20 protein-coding genes and 1 pseudogene are annotated in these 21,845 nt (G+C 65.6%); 10 read left to right on the forward strand and 11 right to left on the reverse strand.

Going from position 1 to position 21,845, the window contains the following annotated elements; genetic code table 11:
• Positions 1–17: 17 nt before the first annotated feature.
• On the reverse strand, positions 18–479 hold the full coding sequence (locus AC07OK_RS15595; RefSeq protein ID WP_494691165.1) for a cache domain-containing protein: 462 nt from the start codon (positions 477–479) through the stop codon (positions 18–20).
• 138 nt (positions 480–617) lie between these two features.
• Entirely contained in the window at positions 618–1,094 is a 477-nt protein-coding gene (locus AC07OK_RS15600; protein ID WP_494691166.1) for a MarR family winged helix-turn-helix transcriptional regulator, read from the reverse strand.
• Positions 1,095–1,234: 140 nt separating this feature from the next.
• Here AC07OK_RS15600 and AC07OK_RS15605 point away from each other — a divergent pair, with 140 nt between their 5' ends.
• Genes AC07OK_RS15605 through AC07OK_RS15615 form a run of 3 tightly spaced genes read left to right on the forward strand, consistent with a single transcriptional unit; the run spans position 1,235 to position 4,443 of the window.
• On the forward strand, positions 1,235–2,266 hold the full coding sequence (locus tag AC07OK_RS15605) for an aromatic ring-hydroxylating dioxygenase subunit alpha (protein WP_494691167.1): 1,032 nt from the start codon (positions 1,235–1,237) through the stop codon (positions 2,264–2,266).
• Positions 2,263–3,228 carry a PDR/VanB family oxidoreductase gene (locus AC07OK_RS15610; RefSeq protein ID WP_494691168.1) on the forward strand — a complete coding sequence of 322 codons (966 nt, stop codon included), beginning with the start codon at positions 2,263–2,265 and terminating at the stop codon, positions 3,226–3,228. The genes AC07OK_RS15605 and AC07OK_RS15610 overlap by 4 nt, the downstream gene beginning before the upstream one ends.
• 27 nt (positions 3,229–3,255) lie before the next feature.
• On the forward strand, positions 3,256–4,443 hold the full coding sequence (locus AC07OK_RS15615) for an ABC transporter substrate-binding protein (RefSeq protein WP_494691169.1): 1,188 nt from the start codon (positions 3,256–3,258) through the stop codon (positions 4,441–4,443).
• 8 nt (positions 4,444–4,451) lie between these two features.
• On the opposite strand, the gene pcaCD is transcribed toward AC07OK_RS15615, so the two are convergent.
• The 4 genes from pcaCD to pcaH are packed head-to-tail and all read right to left on the reverse strand — an operon-like array spanning position 4,452 to position 8,360.
• Positions 4,452–5,714, reverse strand: coding sequence for a bifunctional 4-carboxymuconolactone decarboxylase/3-oxoadipate enol-lactonase PcaCD (pcaCD, locus tag AC07OK_RS15620; RefSeq protein WP_494691170.1), 1,263 nt, complete (start codon positions 5,712–5,714; stop codon positions 4,452–4,454).
• Positions 5,711–7,114, reverse strand: coding sequence for a 3-carboxy-cis,cis-muconate cycloisomerase (gene pcaB / locus AC07OK_RS15625; protein WP_494691171.1), 1,404 nt, complete (start codon positions 7,112–7,114; stop codon positions 5,711–5,713). Before pcaB ends, pcaCD begins: the two co-directional genes overlap by 4 nt.
• An 18-nt stretch (positions 7,115–7,132) precedes the next feature.
• Positions 7,133–7,654, reverse strand: a complete 522-nt coding sequence (locus AC07OK_RS15630) for a peptidase associated/transthyretin-like domain-containing protein (RefSeq protein WP_494691172.1) — start codon at positions 7,652–7,654, stop codon at positions 7,133–7,135.
• A 13-nt stretch (positions 7,655–7,667) separates the two neighbouring features.
• On the reverse strand, positions 7,668–8,360 hold the full coding sequence (gene pcaH / locus AC07OK_RS15635) for a protocatechuate 3,4-dioxygenase subunit beta (protein ID WP_494691173.1): 693 nt from the start codon (positions 8,358–8,360) through the stop codon (positions 7,668–7,670).
• 144 nt (positions 8,361–8,504) lie between these two features.
• On the opposite strand from pcaH, the gene AC07OK_RS15640 reads away from it, so the two are divergent.
• Positions 8,505–9,278, forward strand: coding sequence for an IclR family transcriptional regulator domain-containing protein (locus tag AC07OK_RS15640; protein WP_494691174.1), 774 nt, complete (start codon positions 8,505–8,507; stop codon positions 9,276–9,278).
• 13 nt (positions 9,279–9,291) lie between these two features.
• Here the strand turns inward: AC07OK_RS15640 and AC07OK_RS15645 are convergent, their stop codons facing one another.
• The gene (locus AC07OK_RS15645) at positions 9,292–10,173 is read right to left on the reverse strand and encodes a helix-turn-helix domain-containing protein (protein WP_494691175.1); all 882 of its coding nucleotides are present in this window, start codon (positions 10,171–10,173) and stop codon (positions 9,292–9,294) included.
• A 125-nt stretch (positions 10,174–10,298) separates the two neighbouring features.
• Here AC07OK_RS15645 and AC07OK_RS15650 point away from each other — a divergent pair, with 125 nt between their 5' ends.
• The 5 genes from AC07OK_RS15650 (at position 10,299) to AC07OK_RS15670 (ending at position 14,954) form a co-directional block, all read left to right on the forward strand.
• The gene (locus tag AC07OK_RS15650; protein WP_494691176.1) at positions 10,299–11,465 is read left to right on the forward strand and encodes a 4-hydroxybenzoate 3-monooxygenase; all 1,167 of its coding nucleotides are present in this window, start codon (positions 10,299–10,301) and stop codon (positions 11,463–11,465) included.
• A 94-nt stretch (positions 11,466–11,559) separates the two neighbouring features.
• Complete coding sequence (locus tag AC07OK_RS15655) at positions 11,560–12,531, forward strand: YncE family protein (protein WP_494691177.1); 972 nt, start codon at positions 11,560–11,562, stop codon at positions 12,529–12,531.
• A gap of 11 nt (positions 12,532–12,542) precedes the next feature.
• Positions 12,543–13,205 (forward strand): response regulator, encoded by a 663-nt coding sequence (locus AC07OK_RS15660; RefSeq protein WP_494691178.1) that lies wholly within the window; start codon positions 12,543–12,545, stop codon positions 13,203–13,205.
• On the forward strand, positions 13,202–14,494 hold the full coding sequence (locus AC07OK_RS15665) for an ATP-binding protein (RefSeq protein ID WP_494691179.1): 1,293 nt from the start codon (positions 13,202–13,204) through the stop codon (positions 14,492–14,494). The genes AC07OK_RS15660 and AC07OK_RS15665 overlap by 4 nt, the downstream gene beginning before the upstream one ends.
• A 13-nt stretch (positions 14,495–14,507) precedes the next feature.
• The gene (locus AC07OK_RS15670) at positions 14,508–14,954 is read left to right on the forward strand and encodes a hypothetical protein (protein WP_494691180.1); all 447 of its coding nucleotides are present in this window, start codon (positions 14,508–14,510) and stop codon (positions 14,952–14,954) included.
• On the opposite strand, the gene AC07OK_RS15675 is transcribed toward AC07OK_RS15670, so the two are convergent.
• Both AC07OK_RS15675 and AC07OK_RS15680 read right to left on the reverse strand, forming a co-directional pair.
• Entirely contained in the window at positions 14,935–16,014 is a 1,080-nt protein-coding gene (locus AC07OK_RS15675; protein WP_494691181.1) for a serine hydrolase domain-containing protein, read from the reverse strand. The two genes, AC07OK_RS15670 and AC07OK_RS15675, sit on opposite strands and share 20 nt — an antisense overlap.
• A gap of 8 nt (positions 16,015–16,022) precedes the next feature.
• Positions 16,023–17,132, reverse strand: a complete 1,110-nt coding sequence (locus AC07OK_RS15680) for an acyl-CoA dehydrogenase family protein (protein WP_494691182.1) — start codon at positions 17,130–17,132, stop codon at positions 16,023–16,025.
• Between the two features lie 155 nt (positions 17,133–17,287).
• On the opposite strand from AC07OK_RS15680, the gene AC07OK_RS15685 reads away from it, so the two are divergent.
• On the forward strand, positions 17,288–18,217 hold the full coding sequence (locus AC07OK_RS15685) for a Gfo/Idh/MocA family protein (RefSeq protein ID WP_494691183.1): 930 nt from the start codon (positions 17,288–17,290) through the stop codon (positions 18,215–18,217).
• A gap of 6 nt (positions 18,218–18,223) precedes the next feature.
• Here AC07OK_RS15685 and AC07OK_RS15690 read toward each other — a convergent pair whose 3' ends face one another.
• Positions 18,224–19,363 carry an ABC transporter permease gene (locus tag AC07OK_RS15690; RefSeq protein ID WP_494691184.1) on the reverse strand — a complete coding sequence of 380 codons (1,140 nt, stop codon included), beginning with the start codon at positions 19,361–19,363 and terminating at the stop codon, positions 18,224–18,226.
• Between the two features lie 2 nt (positions 19,364–19,365).
• Positions 19,366–21,772: pseudogene (gene rbbA / locus AC07OK_RS15695) on the reverse strand (ribosome-associated ATPase/putative transporter RbbA); the annotation flags it as partial.
• Between the last annotated feature and the right edge of the window lie 73 nt (positions 21,773–21,845).

A 21,845-nucleotide genomic window follows, 5' to 3' on the forward strand; every position in this document is an offset into this window, starting at 1 on the left:
CGAGGTCCGCCATGTCGTCATTTTTTGTAGATGCCCACTCCCACCACGTACTTGTCCGCCGCCTTGCGGATGTACGATGTTTTCGGCTCCAGCGCCTTGGTGGTCGGGTTCACCCAAACATAGTCGACCCAGCCCGGCTTGTTCGACATGGCGACGTCGCGCATCTCCCTGGTGAAGTATTTGCCGTTCGCGTCCTTCAACTCCGACATGTTTTTACCGTTCATTTTGGGATTGGACGCATGGCAGGTCATCATCAGTTCCGCGTCCTGCACGAACACATACAGCTCGCCCAGGATGTAGCCTCCCTTGGGATCGGCGAAATCCTTGCATGCCTCCTCGATCCCTTTCTTCTGGATGTCGGCCACGGCCCTGTCGACCAGCGCGATGGCGTCGGCCTTGCTGGCATTCTGCGCGAAGGCGGGCGCGGTGGCGGCCAGCAGCAGCGCTGCGGCCATGTGGGTGAGGGGGGAACGGTTCATGGTGTCTCCTTGATGTAGTGTGGATTGCCGCCCGGCTTATGGGTAGTGCGCCGGTGTCCAGCATTGGCTATCGTATCGTAAGGAGTGTGCGATTAATAGCCGTTTGGGCGATCACCGAACACTATCGGACGATTGCGTTCAACTCGCGCGCGTAGCCAGAGGGGCCCGGCTTTGTTCGTTGTTTTCCTGCACCAGCTTGGTTAACAGGTTCATGAATTGCAGCTGTTCCGGGCCGGTGAGCGGCGCCAGAAGGCGGCGCCGCAAGCGCTGCGAGCCGGGGATCAGATCGGCCAACAGTCGTTCGCCGGCGCCGGTGATGGTCAGCGCCCGCTGGCGGCGGTTGGTGGGAATCACGGTGCGGTTGAGCAGCCCCTTTTCCTCCAGTCGCGCACACACGGTGGCGCCGGTCGAAGTGTCGATGCCGCTGATAGCCGACAGCGATACCTGGTCGATGCCGGCGTGGCTCTCCAGGTTGCGCAGCATCGCGTACTGCACTGGCGTCAGTTCCTCCCCCATCTCATCGTGGAAGATCGACACCGATATTTGTTGCGCGCGGCGCAGCAGGTGGCCGGGGTGCTCGTACAGGTTAATCAATTGGCTCTCTGTGTCTGGCATTGCATGGCCTCTGCGGTTGTTGCCGTTGTGGTGCAACGTAAAAAGAATCTGGTCGGGGCGTTTACTTTACGGATTTACAGTCTATACTTTACAACATTCAGTGCACTGAATATGGATTGAAAATAGAACAAGGAGACGAGATGTACCCAAAAAATACCTGGTATGTGGCCTGCACGCCGGATGAAATCGATGGCAAGCCGTTGGGGCGGCAGATCTGCGGCGAGAAGATCGTATTTTATCGCGGCGCGGAGGGCAAGGTGGCGGCCGTGGAGGACTTTTGCCCGCACCGCGGCGCGCCGCTGTCGCTGGGCTTTGTCCGCGACGGCCAACTGGTGTGCGGCTATCACGGGCTCGAGATGGGCTGCGACGGCAAGGTGGTCAGCATGCCGGGCCAGCGCGTGCGCGGCTTTCCTTGCATCCGCAGCTATCCGGTGGAGGAGCGCTACGGCTTTATCTGGGTCTGGACCGGCGAACGCGAACTGGCCGATCCGGCGTTGATCCATCATCTGGAATGGGCGGACAATCCCGCCTGGGCCTACGGCGGCGGCCTGTATCACATCAACTGCGAATACCGCCTGATGATCGACAACCTGATGGACCTGACGCATGAGACCTATGTGCACGCGTCGAGCATTGGCCAGAAGGAGATCGATGAGGCGCCGGTCAACACCAGGGTCGAAGGTGAGGAGGTGATCACCAGCCGCTATATGGAGAACATCATGGCGCCGCCGTTCTGGCGCGCGGCCCTGCGTGGCAACGGCCTGGCCGACGACGTGCCGGTGGACCGCTGGCAGATCTGCCGCTTTACGGCGCCCAGCCATGTGATGATCGAGGTCGGCGTGGCCCATGCCGGCAAGGGCGGTTACGACGCCGCGCCGGAGCACAAGGCGTCCAGCATCGTGGTCGATTTCATTACGCCGGAAACCGAGACCTCGCACTGGTACTTCTGGGGTATGGCCCGCAACTTCAAGCCGGAAGACCAGGAGCTGACCGATACCATCCGCACCGGCCAGGGCAAGATCTTCGGCGAGGACCGGCAGATGCTGGAGCTACAGCAGGCCAACATCCTGCGCCACCCGGAGCGCAAGCTGCTGATGCTGAATATCGACGCCGGCGGTGTGCAGTCGCGCCGTGTGCTGGACCAGTGGCTGGCGAAGGAACAGGGCGTATGAGCACCGGACTGCTGCAAGTGCGGGTAGAACGCCGCCATCCGGAGGCCGAGGATATCTGTACCTATGAACTGGTCGGCGTCGATGGCGCGCCGCTGCCGCCCTTCACGGCGGGCGCGCATATCGACGTCCACGTTGGCGCTGGCCTGGTGCGACAGTACTCGCTGTGCAATCCGCCGCAGGAACGGCATCGCTATGTGATTGGCGTGCTGCGCGACCCGTCGTCGCGTGGCGGTTCGAAGGCCATGCACGATGAAGTAACGGCCGGCGCCACGCTGCAGATCAGCGCACCGAAGAATCACTTTCCGCTGGTCGACGCCGAACGCAGCCTGCTGCTGGCTGGCGGTATCGGCGTCACGCCCATCCTGGCGATGGCCGAAGCGTTGTCTGCTCGCGGCGCTGCGTTCGAGATGCACTACTGCGCGCGCTCGCCCGAGCGCACCGCGTTCCGCCAGCGCATCGCGGCCGCGCCGTTTGCGCCGCAGGTGCACTTCCACTACGACAGCGGCGACGCAGCGCAAAAGCTCGACCTGGCCGCCCTGCTGGCACGACTGGACCGCAAGACCCACATCTACCTGTGCGGGCCGGCCGGATTCATCGACCATGTCAAGGCCACGGCCAAGGCGCAGCTATGGCCGCAGGAGCAGTTGCACCTCGAGTACTTCGGCGCCGCCGCCGCGCCGGCCGCCGGCGGCGACCAGCCGTTCGAGGTGAAGCTGGCCTCCAGCGGCAAGGTCTACGCCATCCCCGCCGACAGCACCGTGCTGCGCGTATTGACCGAGGCGGGCGTGTTCATCCCAGCTTCCTGCGAGCAGGGCGTGTGCGGCACCTGCCTGACGCGCGTGCTGGACGGCGTGCCGGACCACCGTGACTTGTACCTGGACGAATCGGAACAAGCCGCCAACGACCAGTTCACCCCTTGTTGTTCACGTTCCAAAACCGGCACGCTGTTGCTGGACTTATAAATAGACTTATAAAACGAAGGAGACACCATGTCAGGCCATATCAATTCCCAACGCCGCCAGTTGTTGCTGGGCGCCGCCGCCTTGTCGGCCGGCGTACTGCCCAACGTCGCCACGGCCGCCGCCGAGCCGCTGAAAGTCGGCCTGATCGTGCCGATGTCAGGCCCGTTCGCTTCGACCGGCCGCCAGATCGAGGCGGCGGTCAAGCTGTTCATGCGGCAGAACGGCGCCAGCGTCGCCGGCCGCCAGATCGAGATCATCCTCAAGGACGATGGCGGCGTGGCCCCGGACGTGACCAAGCGGCTGGCGCAGGAACTGGTCTCGCGCGACAAGGTGCAGGTGCTGGCCGGCTTCGGCCTGACGCCGCTGGCCTTCGCCGCCGCGCCGGTCGCCACGCAGGCCAAGGTGCCGATGATCGTGATGGCCGCCGCCGCGTCGGCCGTGCCGCAACGCTCCCCGTATATCGTGCGTACCGGCTTCACGCTGGCCCAGGTGACGGCGCCGATGGCGCAATGGGCGGCCAAGAACAAGATCAAGAGCGCGGTGACGCTGGTCAGCGACTACGGTCCAGGCCTGGATGCGGAAAAGGTGTTCGTCAAAGGTTTGCTCGAAGGCGGAGGCAAGGTGGTCGATAGCCTGCGTGCGCCCTTGCGCAACCCGGACTACGCACCGTTCCTGGCGCGGGTGCGCGACTTGAAGCCGGATGCGCTGTTCGTGTTTGTGCCGTCGGGCGAGGGCGCCGCAGTGCTCAAGCAGTTCACCGAACGCGGTCTGGCCGCCGCCGGCATACGGCTGATTTGCACCGGCGATGTGCTGGACGACGACCTGATGGCCAGCATCGGCCCTGCCGCCGCTGGTGTGGTCAGCAGCCATCACTACTCGGCGGCGCATCCATCGGCCGAGAACAAGGCGTATGTGGAAGCCTTCAGCAAGGCCAATCCGGGCATGCGCCCCAATTTCCACTCGGTCGGCGCTTACGACGGCATGCACGTGCTGTACCAGGCGCTCAAGCAGACCAACGGCGACAGCGACGGTGACAAGCTGCTGGCGGCGATGAAGGGCATGGCGTGGACCAGCGTGCGCGGCCCGGTCAGCATCGACGCCGCCAGTCGCGACATCGTGCAGACCGTGTACATTCGCAAGGCCGAAGCCAGCGCCGGCTCCTTCTACAACATCGAGTTCGACCAGGCCGACAAGGTGCGCGACCCGGGCGTGTAGCGGCGGATCTACAAGCCGGCGATGAAGCCGGCGACGGCCGACGCGAACAGCGCCGGCTGTTCGACCGCGCCCAGGTGCGACGCGTTGGGTAGTACGACCAGCTCCGCACCTGGGATAGCTTCTTTGACGGTCTCGGACATGCTGACCGGCGTGCCCTGGTCCAGCTCACCGGCGATGACCAGCGTTGGCACCGCGATGGTGCCCAGCCGCTCCGTCGTGTCGATCGTGCCAACCGCATTGCAGCAGCCCATATAGCCGGTGCTGTCCGTGGTGAGCAGGCGGCGGCGGAAGCGCGCCACCGTGGCTGCGTGGTCCGCACGGAAGGCGTCGTGGAAGTAGCGTCCCATCACCGCGTCGGCAATCGCCGCGATGCCTTGTTCGCGCACGGTGACGATGCGCTGCTGCCAGGCGTCGCGCGCCGCCTCGGGATAGCGGGAGGTGGTATTGCCCAGCACCAGGGCGCGTACCAGCGAAGGATGGCGCAGCGCCAGCTCCTGGCCGACCATGCCGCCCATCGACAGGCCCACCCATACCACCGGCCCGGTATCGAGTTCGCGCAGCAGCGCAGCAGCGTCGTCGGCCAGGTCGGCCATGCTGTACAAGCCTTGCGGCGCGGCCGAGCCACCATGGCCGCGGTGGTCGTAGGCGATCACGCGGCAGTCCGCCGCCAGCTGATTGGCCAGACCGTCCCACATCGACAGGTCGCAGCCCAGCGCGTGGCTCAGCACCAGCGTGTGACGCGGAGCCTTGCCGTTGCGCGGCTCGCGCACCGTGTAGTGCAGCGCAGGCTGGCCGTTGCTGCGGCCCTTGCGGCCGATGCCGGGATGGGCGGCGGCGGCCGGCGCCATCGGCTCCAGCGTGTAGCCGATCTGCGGCCCGACCTCGCGCAGGATCGCCAGCGCATGCCCGAAGGCGGTGTTGGCGGCCGGGACGCCGGCGTAGATCGCCGATTGCATCAGCACTTCCTTCAGTTCGTCGGGCGACAGGCGGTTCGCGGCATCGCCCAGCAGCGCGGCGCGTGTGTGCAGTTCGAATTCTTCCCACCGGCCCAGTGCGATGGTGGTGGAGAGGACCATCGCCCGGCGCGTCTTTTGCTCCAGGCCGGGGCGGCCCCAGATATCGTTCCACGCGAAGCGCGTGATCATGTTCTGGAACTCTGCGTTGAAGCTGTTGGCATTGGCGAGGGATTTATCCACCCAGGCGTCGCCGAGGATGGCGCGGCGGTTGTTCAGTCCACGTTCGAAGTCGTGGTCGATGGGATCGAAGCTCATGCGGGTGTCCTGTGATGGAATGGGGTGGAGTTCAGTGCGGCGATATCCTTGCGCAGGGCCTGCAGCTGCTGCAACGCCAGGTGCTGGGCCGGGCCGGAGGCGGTGGCCGGATCGAAGAGCGACGCCAGCGCGGCCTGGTCGACCTGTGCGCGCAGCTGCTCGTCGGCCTGCACCGCTTCGGCCAGCACCTCGGCCAAATTGCGGCCGCCCGCCAGTGCCTCGGCGCTCATTTCTTCAAGCAGGCTGTGGGCCGCCGGACGGCCGATGGCGCCAGCCAGCCAGGCCGACGCAGCCTCTGCGAACACCAGTCCCTGCAAGGCGTCGATATTGCGCAGCATGCGAGCCGGGTCGACATGCAGGCCGGCGAAGGCGTCGTTCAGCGCCTGCAATGCGCCGTGGGCGCTGAGGAACAGGCCTGGCCACTCGGCGAGTTCGGCCTGCCAGTTACCCAGACCGCGTTCATGTTGTTGTCCCATGCTGGCCAATAGCGCTGCGGCGTGCTGCGGTGTGCGCGTTGCGGCGGCCAGCGCGATCATGGCCGATACCGGGTTGCGTTTGTGCGGCATGGCGGAAGATCCGCCACGGCCATTACCGGACGGCTCGGCCAGTTCGGCGATCTCGCCTTGCGCCATCAGGCTGATGTCGGTGGCGATCTTGCCCATGCTGCCGCTTAGCACCGCCACTTCCAGTCCTAGCCGCACCCACTCGTCGCGCTGCGTGTGCCAGGCCGCATCCGCCAGCTTCAGGCCCAAGTCGGCCGCCACCAGCGCCGCCACGGCTGCGCCTTGTTCGCCCATCACGGCCAGGGTGCCGACCGCGCCGCCCAGTTGTAGCTGCAGCGCGCGTGAGGCGCACTCGCGCAGGCGCGCGCGCGCGCGCACCAGCGGCGCCAGCCAGCCTGCGATCTTGAACCCGAAACTGCTCACTTGCGCCGGCTGCATCAACGTGCGTGCCAGCACCGGCGTTGCCGCATGCTGCTCCGCTAATACCAGCAGGCGTCCGGTCAGGTCGCGCAGGCCGTCGTCCAACAGTTGCAGCGCGTCGCGCGTGGCCAGCACCATGGCGGTGTCGATCACGTCCTGGCTGGTGCTGCCCCAATGGACGCGCGCGGCCGCCTCGGCGTCGTACAGCGCCACGGTGCGCGTCAATTCACGCACCAGCGGGATGGCCAGGCTGCCGGCGCGCCGGCCGGCGCTGACGATGGCCGGAATGTCGTACAGCTGCGCGTTGCAGACGCCGGCGATGGCGCGCGCCGATTCCGGCGGCAGCATGCCCTGTTGGGCCTGGGCTTGCGCCAGGGCTTGCTCGAAACGCAGCATGGCTTGCACGATCGCGGCGTCGTCGAAGACGGCGATCATGTCCGGCGTGGTGAGGAAACTGTCGAAGATGGATACGCTCAAGAGAACTCCGCTGGCAGGTCAGGCATAGTCGAAGAACACGGTCTCTTTATCGGACTGCATCCAGATGTCCCAATGATAGACCCCCGGCGCCGTCTTGCGGGCGATCAGCGTGGGCCGGCGCGCGGCTGGCACCTGCTGCAGTATCGCCGACGTGGCCAGGCCGGCATCGTCTTCGAGGAACACGGCGGTGAACTGGTGCTTGACCAGGCCGCGCGCGAACACGGTGATGAAAGTGGCCGGCGTGCCGCTGGCCGGCGCCGCGCACTGCGACAAGCGCAGGCTGAAATCTCCCTGTTCGCCACTGGGCACGCGGCGGAAGCCCGGTAGCGCCTGCGCCGCTTCCGCGCCGGCGGCTTCCGGTTGCCAGGCTTCGATCTGGGCGTCGTTGATCGGCGTGCCGTCGCCGTCGTAGATGATGCCGCTGATGGTGATGGTGGCGGCGGTGGTTTCCAGCTGGCCGGCGGCGCTGGCGTCGACCGCCCACTGCCAGGCTGCATGCGAGAACGGTCCGATGGTCTGTGAGGTAGTGATGTGGCTCATGCGGATAGCTCCTTTAAATGCCCATGGGCGTGGCGTCGCGGCCGCGCAGCACGATATCGAATTCATAGCCCAGCATCTTGTCGCTGTCGGTGTGTTCCAGGCTGTAGCGGGAAATCAGGCGCTGGCGCGCGGCCAGGTCCGGGATGCTCTGGAAAATCGGATCGTAGTCGAACAGCGGATCGCTGGGGAAGTACATCTGCGTGACCAGGCGCTGCGCATACACGTTGCCGAACAAGGAGAAGTGGATGTGCGCCGGGCGCCAGGCCTTGTCGTGATTGCCCCATGGGTAGGGGCCGGGCTTGATGGTGACGAAGCGGTAGCGGCCATCGTCGTCGGTCATCATCTTGCCGATGCCGTAGAAGTTCGGATCGAGCGGGGCGTCGTGCTGGTCCTTCTTGTGCCAATAGCGGCCGGCCGAATTGCACTGCCAGACTTCCAGTAGCGAATTGCGTACTGGTTTGCCGTCCTCGTCGACCACGCGGCCGGTGACGACGATCTTCTCGCCCAGCGGCGCGCCATGGCCGTGCGCCGTCAGGTCCATATCGTTCGGCAGCAGGATGCGCGGCGACGCGATCACATTGTCCTGCACCGGCTGGTCGGCGCGGATGCGCAGCAGCGGCTGGGTGGGACCGCGCTTGAGCGTGGACTTGTAGGGCGGGTAGATCAGTTCCGGGTAGACGCCGGACGGGATGACATCGAAGTTCAAGGCTGGCCTCCTGATGGTTGTTTTAGTTCGAGTGGAGACCATGGTAGGGAAGGCGGCGCCGCGTCACAATACGCGAAAGTCGGGCGATATCCGCTATCCGCACATTTTGTGCGATACTCGCACAAATCACTCAATTTCTGCCATATGACAGCTGAAGACGACGTCCCGGCCCAGCGCGACCTGGTGGCCGGCCTGGAAAAAGGCCTGCTGGTGATCGCCGCCTTCGACCAGGAACGCAGCCGCCTGAGCATCGCCGAGGTGGCCGAGCGCACCGGCCTGACGCGGGCGGCGGCGCGCCGCTACCTGATCACGCTCACGCATCTGGGCTATATGCGGCATGAGAACAAGCTGTTCGCGCTGACGCCCATGGTGCTGCGGCTCGGCCAGTCGTATCTGCATTCGGCGCGCCTGCCGCGCATCGTGCAGCCCTTGTTATACCGCTTGGCCTATGCGTTGGGCGAGGCGGCATCGGTCGGCGTGCTCGATCACGATCAGCTGGTGTGCGTGGCGGCGGTCAGCGCCGGGCAGTTGGTGTCGGTCACGCTGCAACCGGGCACGCGCGTGCCAGCCTACTGCACCGCCAACGGCCGCATGCTGCTGGCGCACCTGCCGCAGCCGCAGATCGACGCCTTCCTCGAACGCGCGCAGCCGGAACGGATCACGGAGCACACCATCATCGGCAAGGAGCGCCTGGCGCTGGAGATCGCCCGCGCCCGCGCGCAAGGCTATGCGCTGGTGGACCAGGAGCTGGAACTGGGCTTGCGCACCATTGCGGTGCCGCTGAAGAATTTCCGGGGCGAGGTGGTGGCGGCGATGAACATCAGCGTCCACGCCGGCCGCATGCCGCGCGAGCAGATGGTCGAACGCTGCCTGCCGGCGCTGATCAAGATCCAGGTCGAGCTGAACGCCTTGCTGTAGGAAGCCCCGCGCTTCAGCCGCCGCGGAAGGCCTTGGGCGTCAGGCCCATGCGCTTCTTGAACAGGCGGCTGAAGTAGGCCGGGTCCTGGAACCCCAGTTCGTAGGCGATGCTGGCGATACTGGCCGGAAGATAGGTCAGCTTGCGGCAGGCTTCCAGCATCAGCCGGTCCTGGGTGATGTCGAACGCCGATTTGCCGGATAGCTTGAGGCATAGGCGATTGAGCCGCGTCGGCGTGGCGCGCAGCGCCTCGGCATACTGGCCGACCTGCCATTGCTCCTTGTAGCGCCGCTCCACCTCGGCGCGAAAGCGGCTGAATAATTCAAAATCGCTGCGGCCCGACTGGTCGGCCAGGCGGCGCTCCGCATGCAAACGCACCAGCAGCAGCAAGGCGCTGCGCGCCAACCACTCCAACATCAGATTGTGGCCGAACTGCGGCCAGGCCGCCTCCGTCAACAGGTTTTGCAGCAGCGATTCCAGGCGCGCGTGCAGCTCCGGCTGGCCTGAGAGGTCGATCGCCAAGGGCTCCACAAACAGCGAGGAATACAGGTCGCCGTGGCCTGCATACATCACATTCTGGTCCACCGTCAGCACATAGCCGTGCGCCTCCGCCGAGAAGTCGAAGCCGTGTACCACCGACGGATGGAGCGTGATGACGGTCGGCGCGCGGCATTCCCAGACGGCGTCGTCGACGCTGGCACGGACCTCGCCGCCGTAGAGGAAAAGTACCTGAAACAGCCCACTATGGGTGTGTTTGTCGATATGCCAGTGGTGTACCCGGCTGCGGGTTTCTATCAGCTCGATGTGCACGAATTCCGCGTTTTCTCCCCGTGTCTGCTCGCCGTAGAGGCCAAACTGCGGAACGTCGGGGAGGGCTGGTCGGGTGATGCGGGGCATGGAGGGGCGTGCCGTTCAAAAGAGTGGAGTGTCGAAATAGTACAAGTTTTAGGTAGTTTCATCCATTTTTTTTGCAAGGCCCCGGCGCTACGATGGCTACACACTAACACCATAACGGAGACATCATGCGTACCCAGGTAGCCATCATCGGCGCCGGCCCAGCGGGCCTGCTGCTATCCCATTTGCTGCATTTGAACGGTATCGAATCGATCGTGCTGGAATCGCGCACCCAGGCCGAGATCGAGGCGACCATCCGCGCCGGCGTGCTGGAACAAGGCACGATGGACATACTCAACAACGCCGGCGTCGGCGCCCGGATGCAGGCCGAAGGCGCGCTGCACCACGGCATAGAGCTGGCGTTCGGCGGCCAGCGGCATCGGATCGACCTGACCGAATTGACGGGCAAGGCCATCACCGTCTACCCACAGCATGAAGTGATCAAGGACCTGGTGGCGGCGCGACTGGCGGCTCAAGGGCAGCTGCTGTTTGAGGTCAGTGGCGTTGAGCTGCATGGCGTCGACACCACCGCGCCTTCGGTAGCCTTCATCCATCGCGGCGAGGCGGCGCGCATCGAGGCGGATTTCGTCATCGGTTGCGATGGCTATCACGGCGTGGCGCGGCCGGCGATGCCGGGACAAGGGCGGCAGGACTTCAAGCGCGACTACGGGTTCGGATGGTTTGGCGTACTGGTGGAATCGGCGCCGTCGTCGGACGAACTGATTTATGCGCGCCACGAGCGCGGCTTCGCGCTGGTCAGCACGCGCACGCCGACCGTGCAGCGCCTGTATTTCCAGTGCGATCCGGCCGATCACGTCGACAACTGGTCGGACGACCGCATCTGGGCCGAGCTGCACGCGCGCCTGGAGAACAACGACGGCTGGCGCGTCAACGAAGGCCGCATCTTCCAGAAAAATATCATCGGCATGCGCAGCTTCGTGTCGACGCCGATGCAGTCGGGCCGCCTGTTCCTGGCCGGCGACGCTGCGCACATCGTGCCGCCCACCGGCGCCAAGGGCATGAACCTGGCCGTGTCGGACGTGGCGTTGCTGGCGCAGGGACTTGAGCAGTTCTACCGTCAGGACAGCGAGGAGCGGCTGCAAGGCTACACGGCGGCGGCGTTGAAGCGCGTCTGGCGCGCCGAATACTTCTCGTGGTGGATGACCAGTCTGTTGCACACCTTTGCCGACGCCACGCCGTTCCAGCGCGAGGTGCAGCGCGCCGAACTGGAATGCGTGGTCAGCTCGCGGGCGATGGCGACGGCCCTGGCGGAGAACTACGTCGGCGCATTCTGAGGGGGCACGCCATTCGTGCGAAAATGCCGGGGTTAATAGTCGCTTAATAAAGGCTGCAATACACTGCGACTTTCACTCACTTCGGCATAATGCTATGAAAACAACGATATCGAGCGCGCTGCTGTCAATTGGCCTGCTGCTGGCCGCAACCCTGCCGTCCGCCCATTCGGCCGATTACGGCGTACGACAGACCTGGACGCTGGACCAGGCAGGCCGCTGGGACTATCTTGAAGTCGATCCGGTGCGCCATCGCCTGTTCATGACGCGTGGCGATCGCGTGCAGGTGCTCGATCTGCCGTCGGGCAAAGTGGCCGGCCAGATCAGCGGCCTGCAAAGCGCGCACGGCGTGGCGTTCGCGCAAAAGCTTAACCTGGGTTTTGCCAGCAGCGGCGGCGGCAACAGCATCGTCGTCTTCGACCTGGCGACGCTGCAAACCCGCCAGGAAGTGAAGGTGTCGGGCGCCAATCCCGACGCCATCCTGTTCGACGCGGGTAGCGGCAAGCTTTACGCATTCAACGGCAAGACCAATAACGTTTCGGTGTTCGACGCTGCGACGATGGCGTTGAAGGCGACTATCGCCGTCGGCGGCAAGCCGGAATTTGCGGTCACCGACGGCAAGCGCATCTACGTCAACATAGAAGATAAGGGCGAGGTCGCGGTCATCGACATCGCCGGCGACCGTCAGGTTGCGCGCTGGCCGTTGAGCGGATGCGAGGAACCAACCGGCATGGCGCTCGATGCCGCACACCAGCGCCTGTTCTCGGCTTGCCAGAACGGCGTGCTGGCGATCACCGACGCCAGTAACGGCAAGGCGGTGGCGCGTGCCGCCATCGGCCAGCATTCCGATGCGGTGGTGTTCGACGCCGCCAGCGCCACCGTGTTTTCTTCCAACGGCGACGGCACGCTCAGCGTCATCCACCAGGACGACGCCGACCATTACGCCAAGGCGGTGACGCTGCATACCGAGAAGGGCGCGCGCACCATGGCCATGGACCATGAAAGCGGCGCGCTGTATCTGCCGACCGTGGTGGACAAACACTACACGGTCATCGTGGCCACTCCCTGAGCTGACGGACCATGCGCCTGCTACTGGTGGAAGACGATCCGATGATCGGCGAGAGCATGCTCGAAGCGCTGCGTGGCGAACGCTATGCGGTCGACTGGGTGCGCGACGGCGTGGCTGCCGAGTTGTCGATGCGGCAGGATATCTACGACTTGCTGGTGCTGGACCTGGGCCTGCCGCAGCGGCAGGGGATGGATGTGCTGCGGCGCCTGCGGGCGCAGGGCGGCCAGACGCCGGTGTTGATCGTCACCGCGCGCGATGCCACGGCGTCGCGCGTGGAAGGCCTGGATGCCGGCGCCGACGACTATCTGGTCAAGCCCTTCGACCTGGACGAACTGCTGGCCCGCATCCGCGCCGTGTTGCGCCGGCGCGGCGGCCAACTCCATTCCCTGGTCACGCATGGCGCGCTCAGTGTCAACCTGGCCGCGCACGAGGCAACGTTCAACGGCGCGGCGCTGCACCTTTCCTCGCGCGAGTTCGCCCTGTTGCGCGCCTTGCTCGATGTGCCGGGCAGCGTGGTTTCCAAGGCCCAGCTGGAGGAAAAGATTTACGGCTGGGGCGAGGAGATCGAGAGCAATACCATCGACGTCTACATCCACCACCTGCGCAAGAAGCTGGGCAGCGAATTTATCAAGAACGTGCGCGGCGTCGGCTATAAACTGGCCAGCGTCGCATGAAGTCGATCCGCGCGCGCCTGCTGGCGGGGCTGATGTTTGGCACGCTCTGTTTTACGCTGGTCGCTGGCCTGATGGTCTACCAGCGCGCCGATCACGAGGCCGACGAACAATCCGACCTGCGCCTACGTCAGGTGGCGTGGGCCTTGCCGCCACATCTGGTGGACGGCGTGCAGCTCCCTGCTGACGATGACCAGGACGATGCGGTGCTGGTCCAGGTATGGGACCGCGCCGGCCGGCCGGCGTATGTGTCGGAACCGGCGCAGTCCTTGCCGCGACAGTCGTTGTCCGGCTACCGCACCATCACCTATCAAGGGGAGCGCTGGCGCGTGTACAGCGAATCGCGCTCGGATTACTTTATGCAGATCGCCCAGCCGTTCAAGGTGCGGCAGCGCATCGCGGCCAAAATGGCGCTGCGCATCGTACCGCCCTTGCTGCTGTTGTTGCCGGCGCTGGCGGCGCTGATCTGGATCGTGGTGGGAATGGCGCTGCGGCCGTTGGAGCAGGTGGCGCAGGCGGTGCATGGCCGCTCGCCCGGCGTGTTGCAGCCGCTGGAGACTGGCGGCATGCCGCCCGAACTGCTGCCCATCGTGGTCGCGTTGAACGGCTTGCTGGAAAAGATAGATAGTGCGATGGCGGCGCAGCGCAGCTTCATCGCTGACGCGGCGCATGAACTGCGCTCGCCGCTGACCGCGCTCAAATTGCAGCTGCAACTGGCCGAGCGAGCCGATAGCGATGAGCAGCGCAACGTCGCCTTCCACCGGCTGCATGAGCGGCTGGACCGCTCCACCCATCTTGTGCACCAGCTGTTGACATTGGCGCGCCACGAGCAGAATCAGGCGTTGCCAACGCTGGTGCCGACCGATGTCCTGGCGCTGGCCCGGCAGGTGGTCGCCGATCACAGCATCCTCGCCGAGAGCCGCGGGATAGATTTGGGCGTGGCGGGCAGTGGCGATCCGCTGCTGGTGCCGGTTCATCCCGAAGGCTTGTCGGTCATGCTCAGCAATCTGGTCGACAATGCGGTGCGCTACACGCAGCCGGGCGGGCAGGTCGATGTCAGCGCCGGCATGGAGCAGGGCCGGGCATATCTGCGGGTGGCGGACAACGGTCCCGGCGTGCCGGAGGCCGAGCGCGGGCGCCTGTTCGACCGCTTCTATCGCCCGGATGGGAATGCCGTTTGGGGTTGCGGGCTGGGTTTGTCCATCGTCAGGAACGTGGTCGATGGCCACGGCGCCGAGATCGAGTTGTCCAGCAATGGCGGGGCAGGCTTGGTGGTAAGTGTTTATTTTTGATGAGGATAGTGAAATGCCCACGATACGACAACTGCATCGTTACCTCGGTGTGTTCTTCACACCGGCCATAGTGTTCTTCGCTTTTTCTGGCGCGCTGCAGACCTTCAACCTGCACAAGGGCGCGCATCGCGGCGATCCGCCGACCTATCCGTGGATTGCGGCGATGGCGTCGCTGCATCAGGATCAGGAGCTGTACGAAGCGCCTGCGCCGAAGCCGCAGGTCAGCAAGCCGGCGAACGCCGCACCGCCTGAAAACGCCCAACCGAAACCGGAAGCGGAACCAGCGGAAGAGCATTCCAACATGCCGCTGAAGCTGTTCGTGCTGGCCCTGGCGACAGGCTTGTGCGCGTCGTCGCTGGCAGGGGTGTACATCGCGTTCAGCAATCCGCGGGTGCGACTCCCGGTCGGCCTGACGCTGGCCGCGGGCATGCTGCTACCGGCTATTTTGCTTCTGGTTTAACGACGCAGGGCGCCTTTGCCAGCAGCTCGGCCAGGCGCAGGAACTCGGCCGGGCTGACCTTGCGCGCCGTTTTCGCCTGCGCCGCATCGACTACGCGCTGGTGACTGATCACCATGTGCTGCCGAGGGACGACCAGGAGGTATTGGCCGTAGTAGCCCCACGCCATGTAGGCGCCCTCCAGCGGCGATCCCGCCGGCACGGCGGGTATCCACCATAGCAGTGCGTAATCGAGCCCGCGCTGCGCGGTGGACGGTGGATGCATGTCGGCCGCCCGCGTAACCGGCGTGGTGATGCGGCTGACCCAGTCGGCCGGCAGCAGCTGCCTGCCGTTCCAGCTTCCCTGTTGCAGCATCAGCTGGCCGAGGCGCGCCATGTCGCGGGTCGACAAGTGGAAGTGATAAGCCAGGTGGCGCGAACGGGCCGGATCGCCGTTGCGGCGCTGCTGCGACAGCCGGAAGTCTTCCATTTGCAGCGGCTTTGCCAGTTCGGCTTCAAAGCCTCGGTAGATATCGCGCTGTGTCAGCTGCTCGAACACGGTGCCGGCGGCATTGAAATCCCAGTTGTTGTACAAGAAGTAGGAGCCCGGCGTTTGCGATCCGCGTGGCGGCGCTGCCTCTGCATCGTCGCCTGGATTGGATGCGGCATGATAGACGCCGGAACGCGCCGCCAGCAGATCGCCCAACGTGGCCGTGCGCTCCAGCGGCAGCAGGCCGCCCACGTCGTCGATGTCCAGCGACGCCAGGCTGCGGCTCAATGAAATCGTGCCGTTGGCGACATAAGGACCATACATCATGGCCAGCACGCTTTTGCGTATCGAATAAACCTGATTGGCCCGGTCCACCGGGCCGTAGCTGGCGAACACCTGGCCGTCGCGCACCGCCATCATTGAGGTGCTGGGCAGCGTCTTCAAGTAGTCCTGCGCCTGCGCAAGACCGGCGCGGCATGCCGCACTTGGCTCAGGCACGTCGGCCCAGTGCACGCCTGGTGTGGCGCTGGAAGCCCGCGCGCACGGGAGTGACAACAGCAAGGCTAGTCCGATGGCCGACGTTGGCGCTTTCATGGCGTAGCTTATGGCAGCAACAGCGAGTGCTGGCTGGCGGTGTGGAAGTCGCGCCAGACCCGGTTGATGGCGCTGTCCTGGTGGGCGGCGTACAGGCCGCAATAGGGATACAGTTCATCGACCGCAGCACGCGACGCGGCTACCAGCGCCAGTGAGCTGGCCTGCACCGCCTCCATATCGTCCGCAGTCAGCGGCGTGCCGTTTTCCACCAGCGCCCAGCTGCGATCGAGCACGTCGTAGAAGTGCGCGCGGGCGGTTGCGTGGGCTTGCTCTTTGTCGCGTAGTAGTGCGGCGACTTCGGGGACCTCCAGCAGCGGCAGGTTCCTGATGGCGTGCCGGCGGCGGCTGATGCAAGGCCGCGCCAACTGCATGAAATGACTCGCCATGCCGGCCACATTGGCCGCCAGCGTGACGAAGGCCAGCGAATAGAACGGGAAGCGATACAGCGGGCCATCGGCCGTGGCGGTGGCGGGGCTGATCGTGAAGCCGTGCTCCTTGCTGACCCATGCGCCGTCGATGCGATAGCTGTGCGAGGCGCTGGCGCGCATGCCGATGCTGCCCCAAGACGGCACGATCTGCACCAGTTCCGCCGGCACCAGGAAAGCGCGGATGCGCGGCGCGCCTTGCTCGTCCAGCAGTGGCTTGCCGTCCTCGCGCAGGATGGCGTTCAGCGTGAAGTGGGTGGCGATAGGCGCGCCGCTGGCGTAATCCCAGCGGCCGGTGATGCGGAACCCTGCGGCTTCCCCATCGCCATCCTGGTCGGCGTAGCCGGTCGGCGCGCCGCTGCCGCCAAGGCAAACACGCTTGCTGCCGATGATGTCGCGCGCCAGCGCCGGCGGCAGGAAGCCGGCGAACCATCCCGCGCCCGCGCACAGCGTGAGCACCCAGCCCATGCTGCCGTCGACGCCGGCCACCGCTTCCTCCAGCCGCACCGCATGCGGCAAAGGCAGCTCGGCGCCGCCACTGGCGCGCGGAGCCAGCATCCTGAGCCAGCCGCGCCGGTGCAGCAAGGCTTGCTGGATCGGGTGCAGGAAGCGGGCGGTATCGGCCATGGCCGCATAGCGTTCGATGCGGCGGGCGTCGCGCGCGAGGAGGGGAGAGGCGGCGGTCAGGGGCATGCGGGATCTTGTGTCAGTAGCAAACCCCGCCATTTTCGCATCATTGGGCGCTCCCATTCCATTTCGGTATGTTTGCGGCAAAAAAAATGATTGGTTAAGCTGGCATCGTTCGTCGTAGCATGGTGGCGAACAAGCCCCCATTTTATGAAAGACAGATGATGTCAGCAATTAAACTCGCGATCGTAGGCGTCGGCAAGATCGTCCATGACCAGCACTTGCCCGCCATCGCGGCCAACGCCGATTTCCAGCTGGTGGCCTCGGCCAGCCGGCACAACACCGTCGACGGCCTGCCCGGGTTCAAGTCCATCGAGGAGATGCTGGCGGCCGTGCCTGGGATCGACGCCGTGTCGCTGTGCATGCCGCCGCAGTACCGCTACCAGGCCGCCCGCGTGGCGCTGGCAGCCGGCAAGCACGTATTCCTGGAAAAGCCACCGGGTGCGACCCTGTCCGAAGTGGCCGACCTGGAGGCGCTGGCCGCCGCCAAGGGCCTGACCCTGTTCACCAGCTGGCACTCGCGCTACGCGCCGGCGGTGCAGCCGGCCAAGGCCTACCTGGCGGCTCACGCGCCGACCTCCATGCAGGTCAGCTGGAAGGAAGACGTGCGCCAGTGGCACCCGAACCAGGAATGGATCTGGCAGGCCGGCGGCCTGGGTGTGTTCGATCCGGGCATCAATGCGCTGTCCATCGTCACCGAGATCCTGCCGTCGCTGATCTTCTTGAACCGCGCCTCGCTGGAGTTCCCCGAGAACCGCGACGCGCCGATCGCCGCCGAGCTGCACTTCCAGGATGGCGCCGGCGTGCCGGTGCACGCCGTGTTCGACTGGCGCCAGACCGGCAAGCAAAGCTGGGATATCGTGGTCCAGACGGCCGATGGCGAGTTGAAACTGAGCGACGGCGGCGCGCGCCTGTGGGTGCACGGCGTCGAACAGCCGCTGGCCAAGGAAGCCGAGTACCCGTCGCTGTACCGTCGCTTCGCGGGCCTGGTCAGGGAAGGGCGCTCGGACGTCGACGTGGCGCCGCTGCGCCATGTGGCCGACGCCTTCATGCTCGGCCAACGCAAAGTGGTCGACGCCTTCCACGACTGACGCCGCTCAGGCCATCTGGCCGATGGTCTTGCGGAAGCGCCGCAGCGACAGCGCGAACAGCACCGCGCCGATCGCCACCAGCGCCAGCATCTGCGGCCAGATCACGCTGAAGCCTGCGCCCCGGTACAGGATGGCCTGGGCGGCCGCCACGAAGTGGGTGGTCGGCGCGGCCAGCATGATGTCCTGCACCAGCACCGGCATGCTTTCGCGCGGCGTCGAGCCGCCCGACAGTAATTGCAGCGGCAGCAGCACCAGCACCAGCAACATGCCAAATTGCGGCATGCTGCGCGCCAGCGTGGCGAGGAAGATCCCCATCGACGTCGTGGCGAACAGGTGCAGCGCCGTCACCAGCACGAACAGCGCGATCGAACCGGTGATCGGCACGTGCAGCGCGCCCTGCACGATGAACACCAGCGACGCCAGGGCCGCCAGCACCACCACCGTCCCCATCGACCACACCTTGGCCAGCATGATCTCCATCGGCGTCACCGGCATTACCAGCAGGTGTTCGATGGTGCCGTGTTCGCGCTCGCGTATCAGCGCGGCGCCAGTCAGGATGATGGACAGCATGGTGACGTTGTTGATGATTTCCATCAGCGATCCAAACCACGACTGCTCCAGGTTTGGATTGAAACGCATGCGCAGGTCCAGCGCGACCGGCGGCGCGGCGGCTTCCTGCTGGCGGCGCAGGAAATCGCCCACTTCGGCGCCGACGATCTGCTGGATGTAGCCGTTGCCGGTGAAGGCCTGGCTCATGCGCGTGGCGTCGATGTTGAGTTGTATCGTCGGCGCCCGGCCGGCCAGCGTGTCGCGCTGGTAGTCGGGCGGGATGGCCAGCACGAAGGTGTAGTTGCCGCTATCCAGGCCAGCGTCGGCCTGGTCGGCGCTCACCAGCGACGGCGTGCGGAAATGCGGTGGATAGAAGCCAGCCGCAATCCGCGCCGACAAGGGCGAGCCATCCAGGTCGACGATGGCGATGGCGGCGTTGTGCAGGCTTTCCGGCATCGCGGTGGCCGCCACGTAAATCGACAGCGAGAAGGTGTAGACGATCAGCACCAGCATGGCCGGATCGCGCAGCAGGCTCCATAGCTCCTTGATGCCGAGCCGGTAGATGTGCGCCACGCGCGTGTGAAGTGAGATACGCATGTTCATCGCTCCTGTTTGTCGAGCAGCAGCGCCGACAAAATGAGGATCACCGGCACCGCCAGCAGCAGCGGCCACAATGAACCGCCCAGCTCACCGAGCCCCAGCGCCTTGTTGAATACGCCCCGGCTGATGGTCAGGAAATGCGTGGCCGGGTAGATGCGGCCGATCAGCGCGCCGATGCCGCTCAGGCCAGACACTGGATTGAGCAGCCCGGCGAACTGCACGCAGGGGATGATGGTGCCTATCATGGTCACGAACAACGCGGCGATCTGGCTGCGGGTGAAGGTCGACACCAGCAGGCCAAGCCCGGTGGCGCAGATCACGTACACCAGCGCGGCCAGGGTCAGCGCCAGCAGGCTGCCCTTGACCGGAACGCCAAACACGGTGGCCGCCAGCACGGTCAGCAGCGCGAAGTTGAGCATGCCCAGCACGACGTAGGGCACCTGCTTACCGAGCAAGAACTCCAGCCGCGTCACCGGCGTCACGTACAGGTTGAGGATGGAGCCCAGCTCCTTCTCGCGCACCACCGACAGTGCGCTGAGCATCGCCGGGATCATCATCAGCAGCATCGGGATCACCGCCGGTATCATGGCCGGCAGGCTCTTGACGTCGGGGTTGTAGCGGTAGCGCGTTTCCAGCGTGCCGGAACCCGCCAGCTTCATGCCCAGCCGATGCTGCGCCATATCGGCCAGCCAGCCCATGTGCATGGCCTGCACATAGCCGCGCGTGGTCTCGGCCCGCATCGGCATGGCGCCGTCGACCCAGGCGCCCACGGTCACCGGGGCGCCGCGTTGCAGGTCGCGGCCGAAGCCGGGCGGGATTTCGATCGCCAGCGCCAGTTCGCCGCTGCGCATGCGGCGATCCAGGTCGTCGTAGTCGGCCAGCGGCGCGCGCTCGATGAAGTAGCGCGAGCCGGACAGGTTGAGCGCATAGTTTTGACTCAGGCCGCTCTGGTCGCGGTCGAGCACTGCGTAGGACAGGTTCTCGACGTCCATGTTGATGCCGTAGCCGATGATGAACATCAGGATCGCCGTGCCCAATAGCGCGAGCGTGGCGCGCACCGGGTCGCGGCGCAGTTCCAGCGTTTCGCGCAACGTGTAGCTGTAGGCGCGTTGCAGGCTGCGGCGCCACATTGCCGGCCGCTTCTTCCAGGTAGGAGATGAAGGCCTGCTCCAGCGTGGCGACGCCGCGCATGGCCGGCAGTTCCGCCGGTGCGGCGCTCACCAGCACGCGGCCCGCATGCATTAGCGAGATGCGGTCGCAGCGTTCGGCCTCGTTCATGAAGTGGGTCGAGATGAAGATGGTCACCTGGTCGTTGCGGGCCAGGTCGATCATCAGCCGCCAGAACAGGTCGCGCGCCACCGGGTCGACGCTGGACGTTGGCTCGTCGAGGATCAGCAGCTCCGGCTTGTGCACCATCGCCACCGCCAGCGACAGGCGCTGGCGCACGCCCAGCGGCAGCTGCTCGGGGAGCGTGTCGAGCGCGCCGGCCAGGCCGAAGCGCTGCGCCATGTCGGCCACGCGGCCTGCTATCTCGGCCTCCGGCACGCTGAACATGCGCGCGTGCAGCACCAGGTTTTGGTGCACGGTCAGCTCGCCGTACAGCGAGAATGCCTGCGACATGTAGCCGACGCGGCGCCGGGTCGCCATATCGTTGGCATCGACCGCGCTGCCGAACAGCAGGGCGCTGCCCTCGGTGGCCGGCAGCAGGCCGGTCAGCATTTTCATCGTGGTCGACTTGCCGCAGCCGTTGGAGCCGAGGAAGCCGAAGATCTCGCCGCGGCGGATGCGGAAGTCCACATGGTCGACCGCGGTGAAGTCGCCGAACACCATCGTCAAGCCTTGCGCTTCGATGGCGATGCTGTCGTTGCCCTCGGACGCCTGGAACGGCGGCACCGTCACCGCCTGATGGTCGCCGCGCTTCTCGGCCGGCAGCAGCGCGATGAAGGCTTGCTCCAGCGTCGTCGAGGCGGTGCGCGTGCGCAGTTCCTGCGGCGTGCCGGTGGCCAGCACCTGGCCGTCGTCCATCGCCACCAGCCAGTCGAAGCGGTCGGCTTCCTCCATGTAGGCGGTGGCCACCACCACGCTCATGGTCGGGCGCTGGCTGCGGATGTGGGCGATCAGATCCCAGAACTGCGCGCGCGACAGCGGATCGACGCCGGCGGTCGGCTCGTCGAGGATCAGCAGGTCGGGGTCGTGGATCAGCGCGCAGCACAGGCCCAGCTTCTGCTTCATGCCGCCGGACAGCTTGCCGGCCGGCCGTTGCAGGAAGGGCGCCAGGCCGGTGCTGGCGGTCAGCTCGTCGATGCGGCGACGGCGGCTGGCGGCGTCGTGGCCGAACAGGCGGCCGAAGAATTGCAGGTTTTCCTCCACCGACAGGGTTGGGTACAGATTGCGGCCCAGACCCTGAACCTTCCCCTCAAATTTTGAAGATAGCGATTAACGATCTCAGCTCGCCAAGAGCGATGGTGAGCTGACTTCG

Source organism: Duganella sp. GW821-FHT07G03 (genome assembly GCF_059418605.1).